Source organism: Streptomyces sp. NPDC004647 (assembly GCF_040609575.1).
Taxonomy (GTDB): domain Bacteria; phylum Actinomycetota; class Actinomycetes; order Streptomycetales; family Streptomycetaceae; genus Streptomyces.
Genome location: NZ_JBEXKU010000094.1, coordinates 1 through 23906 on the forward strand (window position 1 = coordinate 1; position 23906 = coordinate 23906).

Sequence of the window (23906 nt, forward strand, 5' to 3'; positions counted from 1 at the left end):
ACACCACGCTCTTCCTATCTGCTTGCAGGCGGTAAGGTTTTAAATTCTCCTTAGCTCCACACTCGCACCGGTCCCGCCTCCCCTCCGAGGGAGGCGGGACCGGTGCTTTGTGCACGCTGCCTCAGTGCACCGCCTCCGTGTACGTCGCGGGGCGCCCGTGGACGTCCGTGGGTGTCATCGGGGCCCGGATCTGCCGCGCGGGGTTCACGGCTGGGTCGCAGGCCTGTCGACTCGGCGTGGACACCGGCCAGTTGGGCCGACGTCCCCTGTCAGGCAGCCTCGGCCCGGGCGGCAGGCAGGGCGCAGCCCATGCTTCGATCGGCGGAGCCTTCGTGCCGGCGGCAGCGGCCTTGGCCGGATGGTGGCCGGTTCTGTGGCCGGATCGATGCGGTGCGGGCGAGCCAACGGGCGCGTCCCGGGCGAAGATGACAGTCATCACTGACCTCCGCGCCGTGCCATGGCAGAATCGGACGGCCGGAAGGGAAAGGGATCGCGCATGCCGACGAGCATTCTCGAGGAGGTCAACGATCTTCTCGACATTGCCGAGGCGCAAGGTTACGACTGGCTCCCGGAGTACGCGCTCCGCTTCACTTGTCCCGCCGACCCGATCCTCGCTCAGCACAGCGATGTCCTCCTGCGGTGTCCGTCCTGCGGTTCTGCCCATGTCGCCCAGGTCCTCGGCGACAACGGCGGGATCTCCTACGTGTGCACGGCCTGCGGCCACAGCTGGAGCTGACTGATGGGTGCACACAGGCGGAAATGCGACTGGTGCGGCAGCGGGACGCCGATCGTCCGCGACATGGAGCCGATCAACCCCGATTACCAGTACTGGTGCGAGGAATGCGCCCGGGCGCTGATCATAAAAGGCGACCCGATCGAGACCTACCGCGAGCTGGAGGGCGAGCCGATCTACGGACGGCTGCTCGACGAGCACTGCACCCTCAAGCGCTTCTACTCCTTCGCGACCGCCTGACTGCCCGACCTCACCGGTGGACTGCTCGACCGCCTGGCCACGGTCCGCGCCCGCAGAGCCCCCTCCGCGACGTACGACTCCAGTCCACCGTGGCGAGCCACCGTGGATCGTCGATACGCCCGCCGCGCGGCCCGGAAGGTGACGCCCGACACCGCGGCCCGCAGCCGGGCTTCCGACCGCCGTGACAAGTGGCCATGGATTTGCCGGAAGGCCAGGGGGCCCGTGTAAGGTTGGCGCAGCCGCCGGGGCGCCGACGGCAGCTGGACCTGGGGCTATAGCTCAGTTGGTAGAGCGCCTGCATGGCATGCAGGAGGTCAGGAGTTCAATTCTCCTTAGCTCCACAGATACGAGAGCGGGCCGTCCGATCGGACGGCCCGCTCTCGTATGTCCGGGACCCCGGACCCCGGGGTCAGCTCCGGCCGCCCCGGGGGAGCGCCTTCCTGCTCGGCTGAGGGCGCTCGGCGGGCGTCGGCTCGAGACGGAGCGCGAGTTCGGGGCACCGGCGCACCGCCCGCTGCGCGTTCCCCCTCAGATGCATCGGGACGGCCGCGTCCGCGAACGCCGGGTAGCCGTCCGGCCCCATCCGGATGAGCTCCGGCACCAGGCCCGCGCACAGGCCGTGGCCCTCGCACAGCGTCCAGTCCACCGCCAGCTTCTCGCCGCTCGGCACGCCCTCCTCCTGGTAGCCCGGGTTCGGCAGGGGCAGCACACCCTGAGTCGGCCGCCCGCAGCCGCCGCCGAGCACATGCGCGGCGAGGTCGTCGGTGAAGACCTTCAGCGTGGACTGGAGGAAGCGCACGGACCCGTCCGGGTGCTTGCAGGCCCCGCGGCCGCGCACAGCCTGGGTCACCTGCCGTACGGCCTCCAGCGCGGTCGGGCCGCCGCCGCCCAGCACCTCGGACAGGCCGGCCGCCGCGGCGGGCAGGCCCAGCTTGCACGGGCCGCACTGCCCCGCGGTCTCGGCCGCCAGCCAGTTCGCGATTCTCAGCGACTCGCCGAGCGGGCAGGTCTCCGGCCCGATGGGCAGGATCGCGCCCGCTCCCAGGGCCCCTCCGGCCGTGGAGAGCGCCTTTCTGGAGACGATGGCGCCGGACGCGGTCATTCCGTCGATCCAGTCGCCGTGGTAGCCGCCGGTCAGCACCGCCTGCGGCATGGGCGGCGCACCGCACAGCTCCAGGACGTAGCGCAGCGGCACGCCGACCGGTACTTCGAGGACGGTCGGCCGGGCCACGGAACCGGACACCGTGAGCATCACCGTGCCGGGCTCGTCCATCAGGCCGGTGTTGCCGTAGCGGTGCGCTCCCAGCCGTGCGGCGACGGCGAGTTGGGCGTAGGTCTCGGCGTTGGACAGCAGGGTCGGCGCGCCTGCCACGCCCGTGTCGGAGGCACGTACCTTGCGGCCGGAGGGCAGCGACGGGCCGCCGTTGATGGCCCGGATCACCGAGGAGGCCTCACCGGAGACCATCCGCTCGGGGGTTCTGACGACCCGCGCGCGCAGCCCCCGGCCGCGCCGGTCGGACAGCCCGCGCTCCGCCAGTGCCTCCCGCATGGAGGCCTCGGTCGAGTCGCGGGTCACGGCGATGGCCAGCGTGCGGGCGCCGAGCGCCTCGGCGGCCAGCAGGGCGCCGTCCAGGATGAGATGCGGCGCCCGGCACAGCAGCACGGTGTCCTTGCGGCAGGCGGGCTCGCCCTCGCTGCCGTTGACGACGACCACGGGGCGCACACCCCGGCGGATGGCGCTCTTGGCCACGGCCCGCAGCTTCTTGGCGAACGGGAAGCCCGCGCCGCCACGGCCGTTCAGCGAGATGGCGTCGGCCAGTTCGGCGAGCCGCTCCCCGACGATCGGCTCCAGGGCACCGTGCACCTTCAGATGCATGGCGAGGTCGAGCCGGTGAACCAGATCGAAGCCGGTGGTCAGCTGAGGCAGACCGACCACACGGACCTCGGGTACGTCGGGCAGTGGTGCGTTCATGGCCGGTCTCCTGCGGGCTCGTGCCACGGTTCACCGGGCGGGGGAGGATAGGGCGGCCCGGAGGCCGCGTCCGGGTCCACCCGGCGCCTGACAGTCTCCGCGGGCGGCGGCGGGGACGGGGCCGGCCAGCGTCCGGAGGTCTGCGTGGGCTGCTGCGTCGGATACGGCGACACGGTCGGTATGGACTCCGTGGGCGCCGCGTACGACGGGATGGGCGGCAGGGCCTCGGTCGGGGCGCCGTAGGAGGGGATGGGCGGCAGGGACTCCGTGGGGGCGCCGTAGGAGGGGATGGGCGGCAGGGACTCCGTGGGGGCGCCGTAGGAGGGGATGGGCGGCAGGGACTCCGTGGGGGCGCCGTACGACGGAACGGGCGGCGCGGACTCCGTGTCGCCGTAGGGGGCGCCGTAGGAGGGGATGGGCGGCAGGGACTCCGTGGGGGCGCCGTACGACGGGATGGGCGGCAGCGGGTCCGTGGAGGACCCGTACTGCGTCACGGTCGGGAACGACCCCGTGGACGGGTCTGCCGATGGCACCGGCGGCATGGACCTGGTGGGCGCCGATCCGAAGGGGTCGGGCTGCGGAGCCGCCGAGACGGCCCGGTACGCGGCCGAGATGCCCGCCCCCCGGCTGGTCGCGATCGGCGTGGGACGCGGCGTCGAGTCGAGCCGGAGTGGCGGCTCCTCGATGCTGGTCCCGGTGCGCTGGGCGGGGAACCGGCCCGCTCCGGGCAGCGGTGCCACGGAGGGGTCGCGGGCGGGCGCCGGAGCGTCACGAGCGGTGGTGAGCGCGCCGGGCCGGGTGACGGTCATCAGCAGGCGCGCGATGCGCCGCCGCTGGGGCGCCGGGAGCAGCCGCACGGCCACTGCCGCTCCCACGGCGAGCACGGAAAGCGAGTACATGGTGACCACCCATACGGCCGCCGGGCGCCCGGCGTTCAGACCGTGCAGCAGGGCGGAACCCCATGCGGGGTAGGCCAGGGCGTGCAGGGTGCGCCAGCGGCCGGCGGCCTGGCCCGGGGTGGTGGTGAAGGCGCTGCGCAGTGCTCCGGTCGCGCCGGCGATGACCATGAGGTACGCCGCGAGCGAGCCGAGTCCGATGAGCCCCGCCGAGCCCTGTACACCGAGGCCGAACGGCACGAGCGCGCCGATGAGGCTGGTGTGTCCGTCGGCGACCTTGATGGTGATGTGCAGCAGCAGGAAACCGAGCGATCCGACGCCCAACGCGCGGTGGATGCCCTGGGAGAGCAGCCGTTGCCGGATGTCGAGCAGGACGCGGTCGGCGGCTATCAGCCCCCAGACGACTGCGGAGGTGAGCGACACCAGGGTGAGCACGCCGGTGGTGAAGTCCAGAGCGGTGCGCAGCGCGCCCCCGGAGACCAGTGCGAACACCAGGATGAGGACGATGACCACGCCTGTTCCGGCGTAAACGACCGGGCGGGGCAATGAGGACGTTTTTCGGTTTTTGCGATGAGGGTGCATGCGGGCGACTCCAGTGGTGCGGGGAGAGGGGTCCCGGCTCCGCATGCTAAGTGGCGCTGAGAAGATCATCCGGGTGTTTGGTTATTTGCTCGAATGTCAATGGGGAACAGTCCGTGACAGTGCGGGAGTTCAAGAGCCCTACAAACAGCGCCATTTGGGGAGTGATCGCCGGACGCGAACCGGACAGTCCGTGATAAACGTGCGAGGGGCCCTTACCCCTCGAAACGCAAAGGGATGGGCCTTCGAGGTCAATAGTTTCGATCAAGCATGACGAAAATCATCTGCACTCGCGCCGGTGTTGAACGGGGTTCACGCATCGGCGGGCAGGGGCTGCGTACCCCCGGATCGTGTACGCACAGGGAATGGGTCGGGACGCAGCGTGAGCGCGAGGCGGTGTGCGGGCGCCGATCGCGCGCCGGGTCGCCCCGGTGGCTCTCTGCGCGCGTCACGCGAGCGCTGCGGTACCCTGAGGCCATGCGTGCCGTACGCCTTCTGCTTAGCGGGCCGCGCTGATCAGTCCCTTCCGGCTGGAAAGCCGGTCGGAATCGGCGCGGCGTCCCCTCCTGTGCGAGGGGTCTTTTTGTTTCACGGACCAGCCGGTCCGATTCCGTAGGCAGAGACGACCGATGGAGCTTCGAGGACGATGAGCGAGACCAATTCCGCCCCCGGCCTGCGTCAGGGGGCCCCGGCCGAGGTGGCCGCGCCGCACCGTTACACGGCGGCGATGGCCGCCGACATCGAGGCACGCTGGCAGGACTTCTGGGACGCCGAGGGCACGTACGAGACGCCCAACCCCGAGGGTGGCCTGGGCGGGCCGGCCGAGGTCGTGGCCCGTCCGAAGAAGTTCATCATGGACATGTTCCCGTACCCCTCGGGTGCGGGGCTGCACGTCGGCCACCCGCTGGGCTACATCGCCACCGATGTCTACGCCCGGTTCACCCGGATGACCGGCCACAATGTCCTGCACACCCTGGGCTTCGACGCGTTCGGCCTGCCCGCCGAGCAGTACGCGGTGCAGACCGGCACCCATCCCCGGGTCAGCACCGAGGCCAACATCGAGACCATGAAGGTCCAGCTGCGCCGGCTGGGTCTGGGCCACGACAAGCGCCGGTCGTTCGCCACGATCGACCCGGACTACTACCAGTGGACCCAGTGGATCTTCCTGCAGATCTTCAACTCCTGGTACGACGAGGAGGCGGGCAGGGCCCGGCCGATCGACACCCTGGTCGAGCAGTTCGCCTCCGGTGCCCGGCAGACCCCGGACGGCAGGCCCTGGGCGGAGCTGTCCGAGGCCGAGCGGGCCGACATCCTGGGCGAGTACCGGCTGGCGTACGCCTCCGACGCGCCCGTCAACTGGTGCCCCGGTCTGGGCACCGTCCTGGCCAACGAGGAGGTCACCGCGGACGGCCGCTCCGAACGCGGCAACTTCCCGGTCTTCAAGGCCAAGCTGCGCCAGTGGAACATGCGCATCACCGCCTACGCGGACCGGCTGCTGGACGACCTGGACGAGCTGGACTGGCCCGAGGCGATCAAGCTGCAGCAGCGCAACTGGATCGGGCGGAGCGAGGGCGCCCGGGTCGACTTCCCGGTGGGTGACGAGCAGCGGATCACCGTCTTCACGACCCGTCAGGACACCCTGTTCGGGGCCACGTACATGGTGCTGGCACCCGAGCACGAACTGGTCGACGAGATCGTTCCCGACACCTGGCCCGAGGGCACGCACGCGGTGTGGACCGGCGGGCACGCCACCCCTGCGGAGGCGGTGGCCGAGTACCGCAAGCAGGCCGCGGCCAAGTCCGAGGTCGAGCGGCAGACCGAGGCCAAGGACAAGACCGGTGTGTTCACCGGCGCGTACGCCACCAACCCGGTCAGCGGCGAGCGGGTGCCGGTCTTCGTCGCCGACTACGTGCTGATGGGTTACGGCACGGGCGCCATCATGGCCGTCCCGGCGCACGACAGCCGCGACTTTGCCTTCGCCCGCGCCTTCGAGCTGCCGATGCGCTGTGTGGTGGAGCCGGTCGACGACCGCGGCACGGACCCGGCCACCTGGGACGACTCGTTCGACTCGTACGACGCCAGAATCGTGAACTCCTCAGGCACCGGGATCTCGCTGGACGGCCTGGGCGTCGTGGCCGCCAAGGCGAAGATCACCGAGTGGCTGTCGGCCCGGGGCATCGGCGAGGGCACCGTCAACTTCCGGCTGCGCGACTGGCTGTTCAGCCGCCAGCGCTACTGGGGCGAGCCGTTCCCGATCGTCTACGACGAGGACGGGATCGCGCACGCGCTGCCCGACTCGATGCTGCCGGTCGAGCTGCCGGAGGTCGACGACTACTCGCCGCGGACGTTCGACCCCGATGACGCCGACACCTCCCCGGAGACCCCGCTGTCCCGCAACGAGGACTGGGTCAATGTGGAGCTGGATCTGGGCGACGGCGTCAGGAAGTACCGCCGGGAGACCAACACCATGCCCAACTGGGCGGGTTCGTGCTGGTACGAGCTGCGCTACCTGGACCCGCGCAACAGCGAGAAGCTGGTCGACCCCGCCATCGAGCAGTACTGGATGGGGCCGCGTGAGGGCCAGGCGGCGGGCGGCGTGGACCTGTACGTGGGCGGCGCCGAGCACGCCGTACTGCACCTGCTGTACGCCCGCTTCTGGCACAAGGTGCTGTTCGACCTCGGCCACATCTCCTCCTTCGAGCCGTTCCACAAGCTGTTCAACCAGGGCATGATCCAGGCCTACGTCTACCGGGACAGCCGCGGCATCGCCGTACCGGCCGCCGAGGTCGAGGAGCGGGACGGAGAGTTCTTCTACGAGGGCGAGCCCGTATCCCGGCTGCTGGGCAAGATGGGCAAGTCCCTGAAGAACGCGGTCACTCCGGACGAGATCTGTGCCGAGTACGGCGCCGACACGCTGCGGCTGTACGAGATGGCGATGGGCCCGCTGGACGTCTCCCGGCCCTGGGACACGCGCGCGGTGGTCGGCCAGTACCGGCTGCTGCAGCGGCTGTGGCGCAATGTCGTCGATGAGAACACCGGCGAGGTGACCGTCACCGACACCGAGCCGGACGAGGCGGCGCTGCGTGCCCTGCACAAGGCGATCGACGGTGTCGCGCAGGACATGGAGAACCTGCGCTTCAACACCGCCATCGCCAAGGTGACGGAGCTGAACAACCATCTGACGAAGGCCGGCGGCCCGGTGCCCCGGCAGATCGCGGAACAGCTGGTGCTGCTCACCGCTCCGCTGGCGCCGCACATCGCCGAGGAGCTGTGGCACCGGCTGGGCCACGAGTCGACGGTCGTGCACGAGGCCTTCCCGGTCGCCGATCCGGCGTATGTCGTCGACGAGACGGTGACCTGCGTGGTGCAGATCAAGGGCAAGGTCAAGGCACGTCTGGAGGTGTCGCCGTCGATCGCGGACGAGGAGCTGGAGCGGCTGGCGCTGGAGGACGCGGGCGTGCAGGCGGCGCTGGGCGGCGCGGGTATCCGCAAGGTCATCGTGCGGGCGCCGAAGCTGGTGAACATCGTTCCGGCGTGAGGCTGTGCGGTGCGGCTGTGCGGTGCCGCGGTGCCGCGGTGTCGTGGTGACGCCGGTGACGCCGGTGAGGCCCGTGACGCTGTGCGTGAGTGATGCTGTGCGTGAGTGATGCTGTGCGTGAGTGATGCTGTGCGTGAGTGATGCTGTGCGTGAGTGATGCTGCGCGTGGGTGATGACGGTGGCGCAGTGCGTGGGTGATGCTGTGTGGCCGGTGATGCCGCGCGGTGGTGGCTCTGTGCGCGTGCCTCTGCGCGACGGTGACGCCGTGGTCGGTGAACCGTCCGGTGATGCCGTGCCGGTGATGCCTCCGCCGGTCACGCCGTGGGAACGGGTGCTTCGGGGTTTCCCCTACGGGCCGGTTGGGGGTCCCTGTGGAACCACCAACCGGCCCGAGCCGTTTACGGTAGGAGGTAACGACCGTCGTCATCGCGAAGGAGCGCTCATGGAAGCCGCCATCCTGATCCTGGCGCTGCTTTTCGTGGTCTTCGTCGCGGTCGGCGCCTATGTGTCGGTGAAGCTGCTGTCGGCGGCCAAGCGGGGAGTGGACCGTACGGTCGCGCAGGCGCGCCGCACCGTCGAGGACACCACGCTCAAAGCCAGGCAGTACGCCCAGCCGGGGGCGGCAGGGCAGCTGGCCGAGCTACGGCTCGAGCTGCGTACGTCCATGAGATCCACCCAGGATGCGCTGCACGCGGCGTCGCCCGAGGACGTATCGCTGGCGGAGGCGCTGCGGCTCTTCCGGCAGCTGAGCGCGCACGGGCACGAGCTGGACGACGACCTCAAGCGGCTCGAGCGCGAGCCCGACAAGGCCAGGGTCATGGCCCGGCTGCCGGAGCTGCGCGAGCGCATCGAGCGGGTCGTCCACCACTCGAACTCGCTGCGCTGGGCGGCGCAGGACCGGGCGCGGCAGTTCGCGGACGAGGACCTGGCGGCGCTGGGGAATCAGATCGAGGTCGAGTCGGGGGCGCTGCGGCACTGGACGACCCAGCCGGAGCAGGAGTCGGGGACGGGGACAGGGCCTGCGGCCCAGCGGTCCGGCGCTTCGCCGTCGGCGCATGCCTCGGCACCGGTATCGGCAGCGGCATCGGGGTCCGCCGCGCAGCCGGCTGCCCCTCCCGCTGCCTCCGCGTCCGTCCCCACGCCGACCTGGCCGGACGTTTCGAGACCGGACGCGGCGTCACAGGAACCGCCCGCCATCACCGCCCGTGACACGCGTCGGCAGACCAGGACCCCCTGGGAGAAGGCCCGTCGGCCGGAGAGCACGACCTGACCGGTGGACGACGCTTGGGTGGGGCCGCACTGTCGGCCGCGGACGTCCCCGGATAATCTCCCTGTCATGTCCCGCCATGTCGCTATCGTCACCGATTCAACGGCCTACCTGCCCCAGCAGGCGATGGCGCGGCACGGCATCACCGCGGTGCCGCTGACGGTGGTGCTCGGCGACCAGGCACTGGAAGAGGGCACGGAGGTGTCCGCCCGGTCGGTTGCCCAGGCGTTGCAGCGGCGTACGTCGGTGACGACCTCCCGGCCGAGCCCGGCGGTGTTCGCTGCCGCCTACCGCGCGGCGGCGGAGGCCGGTGCGGACGGGATCGTGTCGCTGCACCTGTCCGCCGAGATGTCCGGGACGTACGACGCGGCCGTGGTCGCCGCCAGGGATGCGCCGCTGCCGGTGCGGGTGGTGGACACGGGAATGGTCGCCATGGCACTCGGCTTCTGCGCCCTGGCCGCGGCGGAGACCGCCGAGGCCGGGGGCACGCTGGACGAGGCGGTGGCCGCGGCGGAGAAGCGCGCCGCGGGCACCTCTGCGTACTTCTACGTCGACACCCTCGACTACCTGCGGCGGGGTGGCCGTATCGGCGCTGCCCAAGCACTCCTGGGCTCGGCCCTCGCCGTGAAACCGCTGCTCCAGCTGGACGGTGGCCGCATCGAACTCCTCGAGAAGGTCCGTACGGCATCCAAGGCCATCGCCCGGCTCGAGGAACTCGTTGTCGAGCGGGCCGGGGCGAGCCCGGTGGACATCGCGGTCCACCACCTGGCGGCGTGGGAGCGGGCGGAGCAGCTGGCGGCCCGTCTGCGGCAGCGCGTGCCGGGCCTTGCGGAGCTGCATGTCAGCGAGGTGGGCGCGGTGATCGGGGCGCACACGGGGCCGGGGCTGCTGGGCGCGGTGCTCTCGCCCAAGGGCTGAACGCGGGCCGGTCGCGGGTGGAGGGCTGGGTCGCGGGGTGAGGGGCCAGCGGCTCAGAGTCCGTGCGGCCACTCGGCGAACGGAGCCGCGGCGGCGGGGCAGTACAGAGGGCGGCAAGCTCGGCAGTGAGAAAGCGCGAGAAGCTGCGTGAGCGGGGCGCGCACGGCGGTTGATGACGCGCTCGGCAGCTTGGCGCTTCGCGGACCTGGTACGTGCTGCTTGGCAGGCGGGCAGGCGGGCAGGCGGGCAGGCGGCCAGGCAGGCAGGCAGGCGGGCAGGCAGGCGGACGAACGGTGACGGGCCGGCTTTGACCGACTCATGCGTATTGCGGACATTCTCGGGGGCGTGGGCCGGAGTTGGTGCGCCGGAGTCGGCCGGTCGCGGGCGGCAAGTCGCGGGTAGCGGGCGCAAGGCTGGGGACCGTGGCCCCATTCGGGGTGGAGAGGTGCTGCTCCGCCGCGGAGCCCACGCTTCCGGAGCCCGATTGGGTGACCAGGTTTTCCACAACTGGTGGGTTATCCACTGAAATTGGGACGACGGAGCGGGGCGTGCGGATCGCGCTTATGGTCGGTCGGCATGGGAAGCCGATCACGCACAGTAAGCAGTGGTCCGGGCCGTGCGCCCGGCTCCGACAACCGGGCCCGGCGGCGTCATGGGCTGCGCCGCGCGAGCCGTCCGCGCCGTACGTCGTCCTGGGGTCGCACGGCCGACGCCCCGGAGCTCCGGGTGTCGGCGGTGCGAGAGCGTGCCGCGGCGCTCCTCCCGGCGCCTGCCGCTCGGCTGACGCCTTCGTGGGCAACGACCCGTGATGCGGTTCCCGACTCGGCGAACTCGGCAGCGGCCAGTCCGGGGCCGCACGGGAACGCAGCCCGGGACGCGGCTGCGGCCCCGGCCGTCTCGATCCGTGCGGGTACAGCGCCGCCGACCCGCCGCCGCACGAGTACGGGGCCGCGCCCCGCCGGACGGCCCGAGACCACGCGGCGGGAACCGAGCGGCAGCCCTGATCCACCGGAAGTTGGCACTGATCTGCCGGACAAGGGCACCGATCGGGCCGAAGCCGTGCCGCGAGGAACCCGGTGGCGGCTCGCCCTACGCGAACGACTGCCGCTGTGGCTGCAGTTGAGGTGCGGCATCGAGCCCCGGGCGCTGGCAGCTCTGACCGTGGTGCTCGTCCTCGCCGGAGGGTTCGCCGCCTACCACTACTGGACCGGCCGTCCGCAGACCGTGCGGGCTCCGGCCGCCGAACCCCCTGCGCAGCCCGATCGCATCACCGTTCCCTCCGCGCCGAACCCTTCTCCCGGCACGCCGGCCACGGGCGGCGCGGACCGTCGCATCGTGGTGGATGTGACGGGCAAGGTCCGCAAGCCGGGGATCCAGCGGCTGCCCGCCGGTTCACGGGTCGCCGATGCGCTGCGAGCAGCGGGTGGGGTGCGTCCGGGCACGGAGACCGGCCCGTTGAACCGGGCACGCATCCTCAATGACGGCGAGCAGGTGGTCGTCGGGGGCCCGGCACCCGCGGGGTCGGTGGGCACCGGGTCGGCGGGTACGGGGACGGCGGGTACGGGCGGATCGGGAGCGGCGGCGGGTGCGGGGCCGCCGGACGCGGCCACGGGCCCGATCAGCCTCAGCACCGCCACCGTGGAGCAACTCGACACGCTGCCCGGAGTCGGGCCGGTCCTCGCTCAGCACATCCTCGACTACCGCGAGCAGAACGGGGGGTTCAGCTCTGTCGATCAACTCCGGGACGTCGACGGCATCGGTGACCGCCGTTTCGCCGATTTGCGCCCCCTCGTGCAGCCATGACCCGGGTCGGCCCCCATGCGGACTCCGGCCACCGTCTCGGGGCGTCCGAACCGCGCCAGGACGGCCCGGCCGATCTTCGTCTCTTTCCCCCTGCCCTCGCCGCCTGGGCGGCGGCCGCGCTCGCCCTGGGGGCTCCGGCCGTGTGGACAGTCGCGGGCGTGACCCTTTGTGTGGGGATAGCGACGGTCCTGCTACTCCGCGGGGCCACGGCCCGCCGTACGGGGGCAGATTGCTCCGACGGCTCCGAGCCGGGAGCCGTCGGCGGCCGGGACCGGGGGCCGCGAACTGCCGGTGCCCGGGACTGGGGGCCGCGAACTGCTGGCGCCCGCGGCCGCAGAAGCTCGGTGGCCGTAGCGGCGCTGCTCTGCGCGGCCGCTGCTGCGGGCTCGGGCGCCCTCCAAGCCGCGGATCTGCGCCGTGGGCCGTTGCCGGGACTGGCAGAGGAGCACGTTCACGCCACGGTCGAGCTGACCTTGACCGGCGACCCCCGTCTCATGCGACCCCGCGTCCACGGCGCACAACGTGCCCCCGCAGTCGTCGTACTGGAGGCGGAGGCCGAGCGCGTGACGGCCACGGACGGCACGGTCACATCGACGCACACACCCGTCCTCGTCTTCGTACAGCAGCAGGGCTCGCCCCGGCAGGCCGGAGGTTCTGAAGCCGACGGAAGCGATCGAGGCCCAGCAACCGGAAGTGGGGGCGCCGCGAGCGACTCGCCCGCCGAGAGCCGAGCTGCGCCCGGGGAGGGGGCATCCGGGACGGGGGTGCCTGGGTTGGGCGCCGTCACCGGTGAGGCGCGGCAGGCCGGGACGGGTCGAGCCCTTGCTCCGGGCTCCAGGACAGCAGAGCCCGAACCCACCGCGGCATGGGCCGCGCCGGGAGTCGGGGGCGGAGGTGCTCGTGATCCAGTGGGAGGCGAACTCATCGAGACTCGCGCTGTCGTGGGGGACGGGGGTGCTCGTGCTGGCTTGGGAGGTGAATTCACCGGGATTCGTGCGGTCGTGGGGGACGGGGGTGCTCGCGCTCTATTGCGGGGCGAACCCACCGGGATTGGCGCTGTCGTGGGGGGCGGAGGTGCTCGCGCTCTATTGCCAGGCGAACCCACCGAGACTCGCGCGGTCGTGAGGGGCGGGCATACGCGCGCTGCTGTGGGCGTCGGGGGCGCTGGCGCTCGCGCCGCGGGCGTCGGGAACGCTCACTTCGTGGGCGGGCTCCCGCACTCCGGTGAGGGGCCGCTCGGGGACGACCGCGCGCGTATCCCCAGGGCCCAGCCGCAGGCGTCCTGGCTCGGGTTGCTGCCTTCGACGCGGCTGCGCGTGCGTGCCCGGCTCGTCCCACCGCTGCCCGGTGGCGGTGGACCGGTTGCCGCGGTGCTGCGGGTCGCCGGGGGCGCTCCGCCGCAGGTGATCGGTCCGCCGAGCGCGCTCCAGCGAGCTGCCGGGAGCCTGCGCGCGGGGCTGCGGAAGGCGACCGACGGGCTCTCACCCGACGCCCGCGCCCTGCTTCCCGGGCTGGTCGTCGGGGACACCTCCCGTATCCCGCCCGAACTCGACGAGGCCTTCCACGCGACGGACTTGGTGCATCTCACCGCGGTGTCCGGAGCCAACTTCACCATCCTGCTCGCGCTGCTCATCGGACCCCCGCACCTCGCCATCCGCGCCGAGCGCCGGGGGCTCGCGCCGCGGCTGGGCGTCCCGTTGCGGACCACCGCGCTGCTCGGCGGGCTGCTCACCCTCGCGTTCGTGGTCGTCTGCCGGCCCGAGCCGAGCGTGCTCCGGGCCGCCGCCTGCGGACTCGTGGCGCTGCTCGCCATCGCCACCGGCCGTCGCAGATCCCTGCTGCCCGCCCTGGCCACAGCCGTACTCCTGCTGATCCTCTACGACCCCTGGCTCGCCCGCTCCTACGGCTTTCTGCTCTCCGTACTGGCCACGGCCGCGCTGCTGACGATCGCCCCGCGCTGGAGCACCGCACTACAGCGCCGCCGAGTCCCGCCGCGACTCGCCGAAGTGCTCGCGGCAGCGGCCGCCGCACAGGCCGTCTGCGCCCCCGTCGTCGCCGTACTGGCGGCGCGCGTCAGCCTGGTGGCGATCCCGTGCAATCTGCTCGCGGAGCTCGCCGTCGCTCCGGCGACCGTCTTCGGGTTCGCTGCTCTGGCAGCCGCGCCCGTCGTCCCACCCGTCGCTGCCTGGGCCGCCTGGCTGGGCGGAGTGCCTGCCGAGTGGATCGCGGCCATCGCCCGTACCGGCGCCGCGCTGCCGGGCGCCGAGATGGACTGGCCGGGCGGCTGGACCGGGGGTCTGCTGCTCGCCGCGGTGACGGCCGTCGCCGTACGGGCAGCGCCCCGGTTGCTGCGGCACTCCTGGCTGTGCGCGGCGTGCGCCCTGTTCCTCCTGCTGGCGATCATCCGCCCGGCACCGCTGCCGCGGCTGATCACCGGCTGGCCGCCTCCCGGCTGGCGATTCGCCGTCTGCGATGTGGGCCAGGGCGACGCGCTGGTCCTCTCGGCGGGCGGCGGCACCGCCGTGGTCGTGGACGCCGGGCCCGAGCCCGCACTCGCCGACCGCTGCCTGCGCACCCTGGGTGTCACCCGCATTCCCCTGGTCGTGCTCACGCACTTTCACGCCGATCATGTGGCCGGTCTGCCGGGGGTGTTACGTGGCCGCGCGGTGGGCGCGATCGAGACCACGACGCTCGAGCAGCCGTCCGACCAGGCCGAGTTCGTACGGCGCGTCGCGGCCGAGGCCGGCGTCCCCACGGTCCGTACGGCGCCGGGGGAGCGGCGGCTGGGCCCGCTCAGTTGGCGGGTGCTGTGGCCCCAGCCCCAAGGCACCCCGTCTGCCGGCCCGACCGGCGATTCGCCCGCCGACGGTGCGAACGACGCCAGCGTCACGCTGCTGGTCCGTACGGCCGGGCTCACCCTGCTCCTCCTCGGCGACCTCGAACCACCCGCCCAGCAGCGCCTGTTGGCCTCCGTACCCGACCTGCCGCAGGTGGACGTCCTCAAGGTCGCCCACCACGGCTCCGCGTACCAGGAACCGCGGCTCCTCCACCAAGTCAGTCCCCGCCTCGCCCTGATCTCCTGCGGCGAGGACAACCCCTACGGCCATCCTTCGCCCCGCACCGTCACCGCTCTCCGCCGGGATGGGGCCACCGTGCTGCGCACGGACACCGACGGTGCGATCGCCGTGACCGGCACCGGGTCCCGGCTCGGCACGGCGGTCAGTGGCGGCAGAGCGTCCGGGCCGAAGGGCCCGTCGGGTTCTCGCGGCCGGCGCGGGGGTCGGGCTCGTACGCCCGCCCGTTCTCGGTCCGGCGCGGACACGCGGGTGGCGTTCGGGCACCGACTCGGCGATAAATGGGCGGATGGACACCGCACAGACCGACGCCTACCTCCAGCGGATCGGAGCCGTCCGCCCCTCACGGGCCGACGCCGAAGCCCTCCGCGAGCTGCAACTCCGCCACTTGCTGACCGTGCCCTTCGAGAATCTGAGCATTCACCGCGAGGAGGACATCGTCCTCGAGGAGAAACCGCTCGTCGACAAGGTCGTACGGGCCGGGCGCGGAGGCTTCTGCTACGAACTGAACGGCGCGTTCGCAGCGCTGCTCGCCTCTCTCGGCTGGTCGGTGACTCTGCTTGCCGCCCGCGTCGTCGCGGGGTCCGACCGGCTCGGCCCGCCGTACGACCATCTGGCACTCCGTGTCGAGGGCGGGGATCTCGATGAACCCTGGCTGGCCGACGTCGGGTTCGGCGACCACAGCCACCACCCCCTGCGGCTCGCCGACCGCGGGGAGCAGCCCGACCCCGGCGGAACCTTCCGCATCACCGATGCCCCGCAAGGCGACCTGGAGGTACTGAAGGACGACGATCCCGAGTACCGCCTCGACCAGAGACCGCGCACGCTGCATGACTTCGAGGCGACCTGCTGGTGGCACCGCACGTCGCCGAAGTCGCACTTCACGCAGAAGCTCGTCTGCTCGCGGCTGACCGAGAGCGGACGCGTCACGCTCAGCGGCCGCAAGCTTCTGACCACGGTTGCCGGCGAGCGCAGGGAGGAGGAATTGAGGACCGACGAGGAGGTCCTGGCTGCCTACCGCATCCACTTCGGCATCGACCTCGACCGCGTTCCCACTGTGCGGCCTGTGCGGCGCCCGCATGAGTGAGCTCTGAGACTCAGGGCCGCTCGAGCCAGCCCTCGTACTCCATCGCGAACTCGTCCAGTGCCGCCGCGTCCAGGCGCCCCGACGGGTCTTCGACCACGACCAGCCACTGCGCGTCCTCGGCGTCGTCCTCGCCCGCCAGGGCGTCCCGTACGAGGTGCGGATGTTCGGCCTCGACCAGTCCGAAACGGCTGACGACCCCCTCGGCGGCCTCCTCCGCGGCATCGCGGTCGGGGAGCACCAGGAGGTGACGTGCGGCGGTTACGAGAGGGCCGGGGGATTCGTCGGCCTCGTCGGGAAGGGGCGTTGCACTGCTCACCCGAACATTGTGCGCGACGCGGAGCGGCCGCCCGACGAGGGCTGTCAGCGGGGCGTGGGATGCTGTCCGCGATGGCCAGGAAGAGTTCGACCGAAGACCTGCTCGCCCCCGTCACGCTCGCCGTGGGCCAGGAGGACCTGCTCCTCGACCGCGCAGTGCAACAAGTGGTCGCCGCGGCGCGGGCCGCCGACGCGGACACCGATGTGCGCGACCTCACACCGGACGCGCTGCAGCCCGGCACACTCGCCGAGCTGACCAGCCCATCGCTGTTCGCCGAGCGCAAGGTCGTGGTGGTCCGGTCCGCGCAGGATCTCTCCGCGGACACGATCAAGGACGTCAAGAGCTATCTGGCCGCTCCGGCCGAGGAGATCACTCTCGTCCTTCTGCACGCGGGCGGCGCCAAGGGCAAGGGGCTGCTGGACGCGGCCCGTAAGGCGGGGGCCCGTGAGGTCGCCTGCCCGAAGATGACCAAGCCCGCCGACCGCCTGGCCTTCGTCCGGTCCGAGTTCCGTACGGTCGGACGCTCTGCGACGCCCGAGGCGTGCCAGGCGCTGGTCGACGCGATCGGCAGCGATCTGCGGGAGCTGGCCAGCGCCTGCGCACAGCTCGCCGCGGATGTCGAGGGCACCATCGACGACGCTGTCGTGGCCCGCTACTACACGGGCCGTGCGGAGGCGTCGAGCTTCACCATCGCCGACCGTGCGGTGGAGGGCCGGACCGCGGAGGCGCTGGAGGCGTTGCGCTGGTCGTTCTCCACCGGTGTGGCCCCGGTCCTGATCACCAGCGCGCTCGCCCAGGGTGTGCGCGCCATCGGCAAGCTCGCCTCCGCCCCGCGCGGTATGCGCCCGGGCGACCTGGCCCGCGAGCTGGGCATGCCGCCGTGGAAGATCGACAGGGTGCGGCAGCAGATGCGCGGTTGGTCGGCCGACGGGGTGTCCGCCGCGCTACGGGCGGTGGCGGAGGCGGACGGAGCGGTCAAGGGCGGCGGGGACGACCCGGAGTACGCGCTGGAGAAGGCCGTGGTCGCGGTCGCCCGCGCGGCCCGCCCCACCCGCCCGCACTGACCAGCACTGACTCGCACTGGCCCCGTACCCCAGCACCGCCGTGAGCCCACACCCCGCACCGCCGCACGCCCGTCCCCCTGCCCCGTGTTCCCGCACCCGCGCTCCTCGTACAGCCGTGCCAGGGCCGGTACAGCCATCGCAAACGGCCGCGCGGCGCTCGGTCCGGCCACGTACGGGTTCGGCGGCCAGAGCGACCCGCAGCGAAGAGCCTCGGCACACCGAAGCCTCGGCACACCCGACGGCCGGGCACGCCGAAGCCTCGGCATGCCGAAGGCCCGGCGCCGTCCTGGGGAAGGACAGCTACCGGGCCTTCGGTGATGATCCGAGGTGCGCCGCACCCGCGTGGCGAACGCAGGCCGTGTGCGGCGCGGTGGTGTCGGCCGGAGCGGGAAGAGGGACCGCTGAGTCCGGTCGACGGGCGGGGACCGGAGCCCCGAACCCTTCAGAAAAAAGAGTGTCAGCCCTTGAGGGAGGCGACGCGCTGAGCCAGCGACGACTTCTTGTTGGCAGCGGCGTTCTTGTGAATGACGCCCTTGCTGACAGCCTTGTCGAGCTTCTGCGACGCCTCACGAGCAGCCGCGGTGGCCTTCTCGACGTCGCCGGCCTCGACAGCCTCACGGGTCTTGCGGATCGCGGTCTTGAGCGAGGACTTGACGGCCTTGTTGTGCAGCCGCGCCTTCTCGTTGGTCTTGTTCCGCTTGATCTGGGACTTGATGTTCGCCACGAAGGAGCCTTTGCAGGTTCGTTTGGATTCTTGAGCTGCGCCGCGTACATGAAAGGGCACGAGGCACAGTAGGCCAGGCTATCAGCAGCCCCGATGCCCTCCCAAACCGGTCGCCGCCCCGCGGTCATGGGAGGATGGAGGCTACGTATCGATCCGACCAGAGGCGATCGGCGTCTCAAGAAACAGGACCCTGCGTGCCCGCGACCCCAATGAATGCGCCGGAGCCGAGCCGTACCGACCCGGCACTCCTCCGCAACTTCTGCATCATCGCGCACATCGACCACGGCAAGTCGACCCTCGCCGACCGGATGCTGCAGCTCACCGGTGTCGTCGACCAGCGCCAGATGCGCGCTCAGTATCTCGACCGGATGGACATCGAGCGCGAGCGCGGCATCACGATCAAGTCCCAGGCAGTCCGGCTGCCCTGGGCGCCGACCACCGGCCAGGATGAGGGCACCACGCACATCCTCAACATGATCGATACCCCGGGTCACGTCGACTTCACCTACGAGGTCTCCCGGTCGCTCGCCGCCTGCGAGGGCTGCATCCTCCTCGTCGACGCGGCTCAGGGCATCGAGGCCCAGACCCTCGCCAACCTGTATTTGGCGATGGAGAACGACCTCACGATCATCCCGGTCCTCAACAAGATCGACCTGCCGGCCGCGCAGCCCGAGAAGTTCGCCGCCGAGCTGGCGCATCTCATCGGCTGCGAGCCGTCCGATGTGCTCAGGGTCTCCGCGAAGACCGGCGTCGGCGTACCGGAGCTGCTCGACAAGGTGGTACGTGAGGTCCCGGCCCCGATCGGCGTCAAGGACGCCCCGGCCCGCGCGATGATCTTCGACTCGGTCTACGACTCCTACCGCGGCGTCGTCACCTACGTACGAGTCGTCGACGGCCAGCTCAACAAGCGCGAGCGCATCAGGATGATGTCCACCGGCGCCACCCACGAGCTGCTGGAGATCGGCGTCTCGGCGCCCGAGATGAAGGCCTCCGACGGCCTCGGCGTCGGTGAGGTCGGCTACATCATCACGGGTGTGAAGGATGTCCGGCAGTCCAAGGTCGGTGACACGATCACCTCGCTCAACAAGGGCGCGGACCAGCCGTTGGGCGGCTACAAGGACCCCAAGCCGATGGTGTTCTCGGGCCTGTACCCGCTGGACGGTTCGGACTATCCGGAGCTCCGCGAAGCCCTGGACAAGCTGCAGCTCAACGATGCCGCGCTGGTCTACGAGCCGGAGACCTCGGCCGCGCTGGGCTTCGGCTTCCGCGTCGGCTTCCTCGGCCTGCTGCACCTGGACGTCATCCGCGAGAGGCTGGAGCGGGAGTTCGGCCTCGAGCTGATCGCGACCGCCCCCAACGTGGTCTACCGGGTGAACATGGAGGACGGCACCGAGCACACCGTCACCAACCCCAGCGAGTTCCCCACCGGCAAGATCGCCGAGGTGCACGAGCCGGTCGTGCGCGCCACGCTCCTCGCGCCGAGCGAGTTCATCGGCGCGATCATGGAGCTCTGCCAGACCCGGCGCGGCTCGCTGCTCGGCATGGACTACCTCTCCGAGGACCGTGTCGAGCTTCGCTACACCCTCCCGCTCGCGGAGATCGTCTTTGACTTCTTCGACCAGCTGAAGTCCAAGACCCGCGGCTACGCCTCGCTCGACTACGAGCCCACCGGCGAGCAGACCGCCGATCTGGTCAAGGTCGACATCCTGTTGCACGGCGACAAGGTCGACGCCTTCTCCGCGATCACGCACAAGGACAAGTCCTACGCGTACGGCGTGCGGCTGGTCGCCAAGCTGCGCGAGCTCATCCCGCGGCAGAATTTCGAGGTGCCCATCCAGGCCGCCATCGGCAGCCGCGTCATCGCCCGCGAGACGGTCCGCGCGATCCGCAAGGACGTCCTCGCCAAGTGCTACGGCGGTGACATCTCCCGTAAGCGGAAGCTGCTGGAGAAGCAGAAGGAAGGCAAGAAGCGGATGAAGATGGTCGGCAACGTGGAGGTCCCCCAAGAGGCCTTCATCGCGGTGCTGTCCAGCGACGAATCCGGCGGCGACGCCAAGGCGAAGAAGTAGCAGAAGGAAGAAGTAGCAGAAGAAGGAGCAGAAGCGGCCGAGTCGGACAGGTCTGGGCGGATCGCCCTGGCTCGAAGCAACCGGTCGCGGCAGTCGATCGATTGCAGCGACTCGAATCGGCCGCCTCGCACCAGTCGAGGCAAGCTACCGCGGCCCACAGCAGGCGCCCGTCCCCCGAGGGGGCGGGCGCTTTTGGCTCGCACCCATCCGGATGAATGCCCCCGACCTGCCCCGCAACGCCCTGTCCGAAGGACAAGACGCAGACAACGAGTGGGCCACTCCCCTTTCATAGGGGCCGAACGCGCTCTACCCTGATGCCTGCTCGAAGGTTACTCGCCAGTTAAACAACTTCCAGCCAGTCACAGCACTGCCGCGGGCCACGGAGGATGTCGTGAGCGACACAAATACGTTGATCGAAAACCGGCCGCCCTCCGTGGCGACCCTCTTCCTGGAGCGGGTCGAGATGGCACCGGATGCCGAGGCATTCCGCTACCCGGTCCCACCAGCCTCGGGCAAGGGCCCGGACGAATGGCGCTCCCTCAGCTGGAGGCAGGCTTCCGAACGGGTCCTGGCCATTGCCGCCGGTCTGATCGACCTCGGTGTACGGCCCGAGGAGCGGGTGGCGGTCGCCTCCAGCACCCGCCTCGACTGGATCCTCTCCGACCTCGGCATCCTCTGTGGAGGCGCGGCGACCACCACCATCTACCCGACCACCAACGCCGAGGAGACCGCGTTCATCCTCGCGGACTCCGGCAGCCGGGTACTGATCGCCGAGGACGCGGAGCAGCTGAACAAGGCACGCGAGCGTGGCGCCGAGCTGCCCCAGCTGGCGCATGTCGTGGTGATCGAGGAAGCGGACGCGAAGTCCGTGGCGGGTGACCCCGACGGCTGGGTGATCTCCCTCGCCGAGCTGGAGCGGCGCGGCGCCGCGTACCTGGAGAAGAAGCCGGACAGCGTCCGTGAGCGGATCGAGTCGATCACCGGCGACCAGCTGGCGACCCTCATCTACACCTCCGGCACCACCGGCCGCCCCAAGGGTGTACGGCTGCCGCACGACAACTGGTCGTACCTGGCCCGCGCCATCGAGGCCACCGGGCTGGTGGCCCGCGAGGACGTGCAGTACCTGTGGCTGCCGCTCGCGCACGTCTTCGGGAAGGTGCTGATCTCCGGGCAGATCGGCGTCGGGCACGTCACCGCCGTCGACGGCCGCGTCGACAAGATCATCGAGAATCTGCCGGTGGTCAGGCCGACCTACATGGCGGCCGTGCCCCGCATCTTCGAGAAGGTCTACAACGGAGTGGCGTCCAAGGCCCGGGCGGGCGGCGGGGCCAAGTACAAGATCTTCCAGTGGGCGGCCGGGGTCGCCCGCGAGTACGCCAAGGCGTCGCAGGACAACTTCCGCCGCACCGGCAACCGGTCCGTGCCCTTCGGCCTCGCGGCCCAGCACGCGATCGCCGACAAGCTCGTCTACTCCAAGCTGCGCGACGCCTTCGGCGGCCAACTGCGCGCCGCCGTCTCCGGCTCCGCCGCTCTCGCCCCCGACATCGGCTTCTTCTTCGCCGGCGCCGGCATCCACATCCTGGAGGGCTACGGGCTCACCGAGTCCAGCGCCGCCAGCTTCATCAACCCGGGCGAGGCGTACCGTACGGGCACGGTCGGCAAGCCGCTGCCCGGCACCGAAGTGCGGATCGCCGACGACGGCGAGATCCTGCTGCGGGGCCCCGGCATCATGGAGGGCTACCACGGGCTGCCCGAGAAGACCGCGGAGGTGCTGGAGCCCGATGGCTGGTTCCACACCGGGGACATCGGCGAGCTGTCGTCGGACGGCTATCTGCGGATCACCGACCGCAAGAAGGACCTGATCAAGACCTCCGGCGGCAAGTACATCGCCCCGGCCGAGGTCGAGGGTCAGTTCAAGGCGGTCTGCCCGTTCGTCTCCAACATCCTGGTGCACGGCGCCGACCGGAACTTCTGCACCGCGCTGATCGCTCTCGACGAGCCGACGCTCACCCAGTGGGCCTCGGAGCACGGCCTGGAAGGAAAGCCGTACTCCGAGGTGGTCGCCTCGCAGCAGGTGCAGGAACTGGTCAGCGGTTACGTGAGCCGGCTCAACGAAGGCCTGCAGCGCTGGCAGACCATCAAGAAGTTCCGGATCCTGCCGCGGGACCTGGACATCGAGCACGGCGAACTGACCCCGAGCCTCAAGCTCAAGCGGCCTGTCGTCGAGCGCGAGTACAAGCACTTGATCGACGAGATGTATGCGGGTTCGCGCGAGGCGTAGCGGTTGCGGCGGAGTGCGGAGTGGGTGCGCGGCTGGGGATGCGGAGGCCGTCCCCCGGCGTCTGCAGCCGAGCACTTGATCGACGAGATGTACGCGGGTCGCGCGAGGCGTAACCGCAGGCATGCGTAACGGTGAGGAGCGCCGCTCGGTGGGGCGGGCGGGTCACATGACCCGCTCGCCCCGCAGCTCCCGCAGGGTCTCCTCCATCCGCGCCACGCTGCCCCGCAGCCCCGCCGCATCCGGCACGTTGCCCGCCGCCAGCCGGTTCTCAATCGTCGCCAGCCGCGCCCCCAGCTCCTCCAGCCGCTCCCGGTCCCGGGCCAGCAGATGCTGCAACTGCCGGTTCTTGCGGTGCAGATCGAGGAAGACGCTGACCTTGGCGCGGAGCACCCACGGGTCGAACGGCTTGGTGAGAAAGTCCGCCGCCCCCGTGGCGTAGCCGCGGAACGCGTACCCCCGGTCGGTGTCCGTGCCGGTCAGAAAGATGATCGGGACGTCCTTGGCCTGGTCGAGCCGCTTGATGTTCGCGGCCGTCTCGAAGCCGTCCATACCGGGCATCAGTACGTCCAGCAGGACGACGGCGAACTCCTGGCGCAGCAGCGCCTTCATCGCCTCCTCCCCGGAACGGGCCCGCACCAGCGGTTCGTTGAGGGAGCCGAGTACCGCCTCGAGGGCGACGAGGTTGTCCTCCATGTCGTCCACCAGGAGGATGCCGGCCGCGGCGGCGGCGAAGCCGCTGTTCATGGTGTGTTCCTCGGGGGGATCGTCCGGCGACTGCGAAATGCCGGTCGCGCTGTCGGGGTCGAGCAGGTCGCAGGCGAGGCCGAGCGGCCGGTCGGCATCCACCGGTTCCGGCACGTACGCGTGGGCGCCGCAGGCGATGGACTTCTCGCGGTCGCCCTCCATCCGCCCTGGCCGGGGCCGGGCGGCAGCCGCTCGTCGAGCCGTCGATGGCGTATGACCTCTCGACGTACGCGTGTCAGTTCGTCCGTGAAGTGCTGGTTGCGGTCGGCGATCTGGTTGAACGCGGAGGCGAGGTCGGCGGCGAGGTCGGCGGCGATGCCCTCCGGGGTGGCGCCATCCGGGACCGGGCTCTCGAAAAACGCGCCCGGCAGCCGGACACGGAAATCGCCGTCCCGGAGGGCGGCCAACGCAGTCGGCAGCGGGCGTAGTTCCGCCGCACGGACCCTCCTCTCGCCGGGTGGGGATTTGTGTTGTGGGATGTCGGTCTCCATGCTCATCACGGCCCACTTAGAAGTCATCTCATTTGGTGAGTCGGCGGTAGCAGATGAGGGTGCAGGCGATGCTGGTGAAGGCGAGGAAGTGTTCGGCTTTGCGTTCGTAG

At 71.0% G+C, this 23906-nt stretch carries 16 protein-coding genes, 1 tRNA gene and 1 pseudogene; 13 read left to right on the forward strand and 5 right to left on the reverse strand.

The genetic code is table 11. From position 1 onward, the window contains the following. The first annotated feature begins 496 nt into the window (after positions 1-496). The 3 genes from ABZW18_RS29390 to ABZW18_RS29400 all read left to right on the forward strand — a co-directional run bounded on the left by ABZW18_RS29390 (position 497) and on the right by ABZW18_RS29400 (position 1314). Positions 497-736 (forward strand): hypothetical protein, encoded by a 240-nt coding sequence (locus ABZW18_RS29390; protein WP_356193233.1) that lies wholly within the window; start codon positions 497-499, stop codon positions 734-736. Positions 737-739: 3 nt separating this feature from the next. Continuing rightward, the gene (locus tag ABZW18_RS29395; protein ID WP_214918286.1) at positions 740-973 is read left to right on the forward strand and encodes a hypothetical protein; all 234 of its coding nucleotides are present in this window, start codon (positions 740-742) and stop codon (positions 971-973) included. A 268-nt stretch (positions 974-1241) separates the two neighbouring features. Then, a tRNA-Ala gene (locus tag ABZW18_RS29400) sits at positions 1242-1314 on the forward strand. A 68-nt stretch (positions 1315-1382) separates the two neighbouring features. Here ABZW18_RS29400 and ABZW18_RS29405 read toward each other — a convergent pair. Next, positions 1383-2945 carry an NADH-ubiquinone oxidoreductase-F iron-sulfur binding region domain-containing protein gene (locus tag ABZW18_RS29405; protein ID WP_356193235.1) on the reverse strand — a complete coding sequence of 521 codons (1563 nt, stop codon included), beginning with the start codon at positions 2943-2945 and terminating at the stop codon, positions 1383-1385. Further along, a complete protein-coding gene (locus ABZW18_RS29410) occupies positions 2942-4354 on the reverse strand; it encodes a hypothetical protein (RefSeq protein WP_356193237.1) in 1413 nt (470 codons plus the stop codon). Before ABZW18_RS29410 ends, ABZW18_RS29405 begins: the two co-directional genes overlap by 4 nt. A 712-nt stretch (positions 4355-5066) precedes the next feature. On the opposite strand from ABZW18_RS29410, the gene leuS reads away from it, so the two are divergent. The 6 genes and pseudogenes from leuS to ABZW18_RS29440 all read left to right on the forward strand — a co-directional run bounded on the left by leuS (position 5067) and on the right by ABZW18_RS29440 (position 16107). Next, on the forward strand, positions 5067-7958 hold the full coding sequence (gene leuS / locus ABZW18_RS29415) for a leucine--tRNA ligase (RefSeq protein ID WP_356193239.1): 2892 nt from the start codon (positions 5067-5069) through the stop codon (positions 7956-7958). 442 nt (positions 7959-8400) lie between these two features. Then, complete coding sequence (locus ABZW18_RS29420; protein WP_356193242.1) at positions 8401-9228, forward strand: hypothetical protein; 828 nt, start codon at positions 8401-8403, stop codon at positions 9226-9228. Positions 9229-9294: 66 nt separating this feature from the next. After that, on the forward strand, positions 9295-10143 hold the full coding sequence (locus tag ABZW18_RS29425) for a DegV family protein (protein ID WP_356193245.1): 849 nt from the start codon (positions 9295-9297) through the stop codon (positions 10141-10143). Between the two features lie 1059 nt (positions 10144-11202). Continuing rightward, positions 11203-11946, forward strand: coding sequence for a ComEA family DNA-binding protein (locus ABZW18_RS29430; RefSeq protein ID WP_356193248.1), 744 nt, complete (start codon positions 11203-11205; stop codon positions 11944-11946). Between the two features lie 1049 nt (positions 11947-12995). After that, positions 12996-15146: pseudogene (locus ABZW18_RS29435) on the forward strand (ComEC/Rec2 family competence protein); the annotation flags it as partial. Positions 15147-15309: 163 nt separating this feature from the next. Continuing rightward, positions 15310-16107 (forward strand): arylamine N-acetyltransferase, encoded by a 798-nt coding sequence (locus ABZW18_RS29440; RefSeq protein WP_356193251.1) that lies wholly within the window; start codon positions 15310-15312, stop codon positions 16105-16107. A 10-nt stretch (positions 16108-16117) separates the two neighbouring features. Here the strand turns inward: ABZW18_RS29440 and ABZW18_RS29445 are convergent, their stop codons facing one another. After that, positions 16118-16345 (reverse strand): hypothetical protein, encoded by a 228-nt coding sequence (locus tag ABZW18_RS29445; RefSeq protein WP_356193267.1) that lies wholly within the window; start codon positions 16343-16345, stop codon positions 16118-16120. A 149-nt stretch (positions 16346-16494) separates the two neighbouring features. On the opposite strand from ABZW18_RS29445, the gene holA reads away from it, so the two are divergent. Further along, complete coding sequence (holA, locus tag ABZW18_RS29450) at positions 16495-17487, forward strand: DNA polymerase III subunit delta (RefSeq protein ID WP_356193254.1); 993 nt, start codon at positions 16495-16497, stop codon at positions 17485-17487. 457 nt (positions 17488-17944) lie between these two features. On the opposite strand, the gene rpsT is transcribed toward holA, so the two are convergent. Further along, positions 17945-18211: a 30S ribosomal protein S20 gene (gene rpsT / locus ABZW18_RS29455; RefSeq protein ID WP_356193257.1), complete on the reverse strand. Its 267-nt coding sequence runs from the start codon at positions 18209-18211 to the stop codon at positions 17945-17947. Between the two features lie 194 nt (positions 18212-18405). Here rpsT and lepA point away from each other — a divergent pair, with 194 nt between their 5' ends. Both lepA and ABZW18_RS29465 read left to right on the forward strand, forming a co-directional pair. Then, positions 18406-20280: a translation elongation factor 4 gene (lepA, locus tag ABZW18_RS29460; protein WP_356193260.1), complete on the forward strand. Its 1875-nt coding sequence runs from the start codon at positions 18406-18408 to the stop codon at positions 20278-20280. Between the two features lie 391 nt (positions 20281-20671). Beyond that, positions 20672-22561, forward strand: coding sequence for a long-chain fatty acid--CoA ligase (locus tag ABZW18_RS29465; RefSeq protein ID WP_356193262.1), 1890 nt, complete (start codon positions 20672-20674; stop codon positions 22559-22561). A 162-nt stretch (positions 22562-22723) separates the two neighbouring features. On the opposite strand, the gene ABZW18_RS29470 is transcribed toward ABZW18_RS29465, so the two are convergent. Continuing rightward, on the reverse strand, positions 22724-23305 hold the full coding sequence (locus ABZW18_RS29470; RefSeq protein WP_356193270.1) for a response regulator: 582 nt from the start codon (positions 23303-23305) through the stop codon (positions 22724-22726). 206 nt (positions 23306-23511) lie between these two features. On the opposite strand from ABZW18_RS29470, the gene ABZW18_RS29475 reads away from it, so the two are divergent. Beyond that, a complete protein-coding gene (locus ABZW18_RS29475) occupies positions 23512-23733 on the forward strand; it encodes a hypothetical protein (protein WP_356193265.1) in 222 nt (73 codons plus the stop codon). The last annotated feature ends 173 nt before the right edge of the window (positions 23734-23906 follow it).

Bases quoted from the DNA above. Each gene is read 5' to 3' on its own strand.
- ABZW18_RS29395 (WP_214918286.1), top strand. From the start codon at position 740: ATGGGTGCACACAGGCGGAAATGCGACTGGTGCGGCAGCGGGACGCCG.
- ABZW18_RS29475 (WP_356193265.1), top strand. From the start codon at position 23,512: ATGGCGTATGACCTCTCGACGTACGCGTGTCAGTTCGTCCGTGAAGTG.
- ABZW18_RS29440 (WP_356193251.1), top strand. From the start codon at position 15,310: ATGGACACCGCACAGACCGACGCCTACCTCCAGCGGATCGGAGCCGTC.
- ABZW18_RS29420 (WP_356193242.1), top strand. From the start codon at position 8,401: ATGGAAGCCGCCATCCTGATCCTGGCGCTGCTTTTCGTGGTCTTCGTC.
- holA (WP_356193254.1), top strand. From the start codon at position 16,495: ATGGCCAGGAAGAGTTCGACCGAAGACCTGCTCGCCCCCGTCACGCTC.
- ABZW18_RS29405 (WP_356193235.1), bottom strand. From the start codon at position 2,945: ATGAACGCACCACTGCCCGACGTACCCGAGGTCCGTGTGGTCGGTCTG.
- ABZW18_RS29425 (WP_356193245.1), top strand. From the start codon at position 9,295: ATGTCCCGCCATGTCGCTATCGTCACCGATTCAACGGCCTACCTGCCC.
- ABZW18_RS29470 (WP_356193270.1), bottom strand. From the start codon at position 23,305: ATGAACAGCGGCTTCGCCGCCGCCGCGGCCGGCATCCTCCTGGTGGAC.
- leuS (WP_356193239.1), top strand. From the start codon at position 5,067: ATGAGCGAGACCAATTCCGCCCCCGGCCTGCGTCAGGGGGCCCCGGCC.
- ABZW18_RS29390 (WP_356193233.1), top strand. From the start codon at position 497: ATGCCGACGAGCATTCTCGAGGAGGTCAACGATCTTCTCGACATTGCC.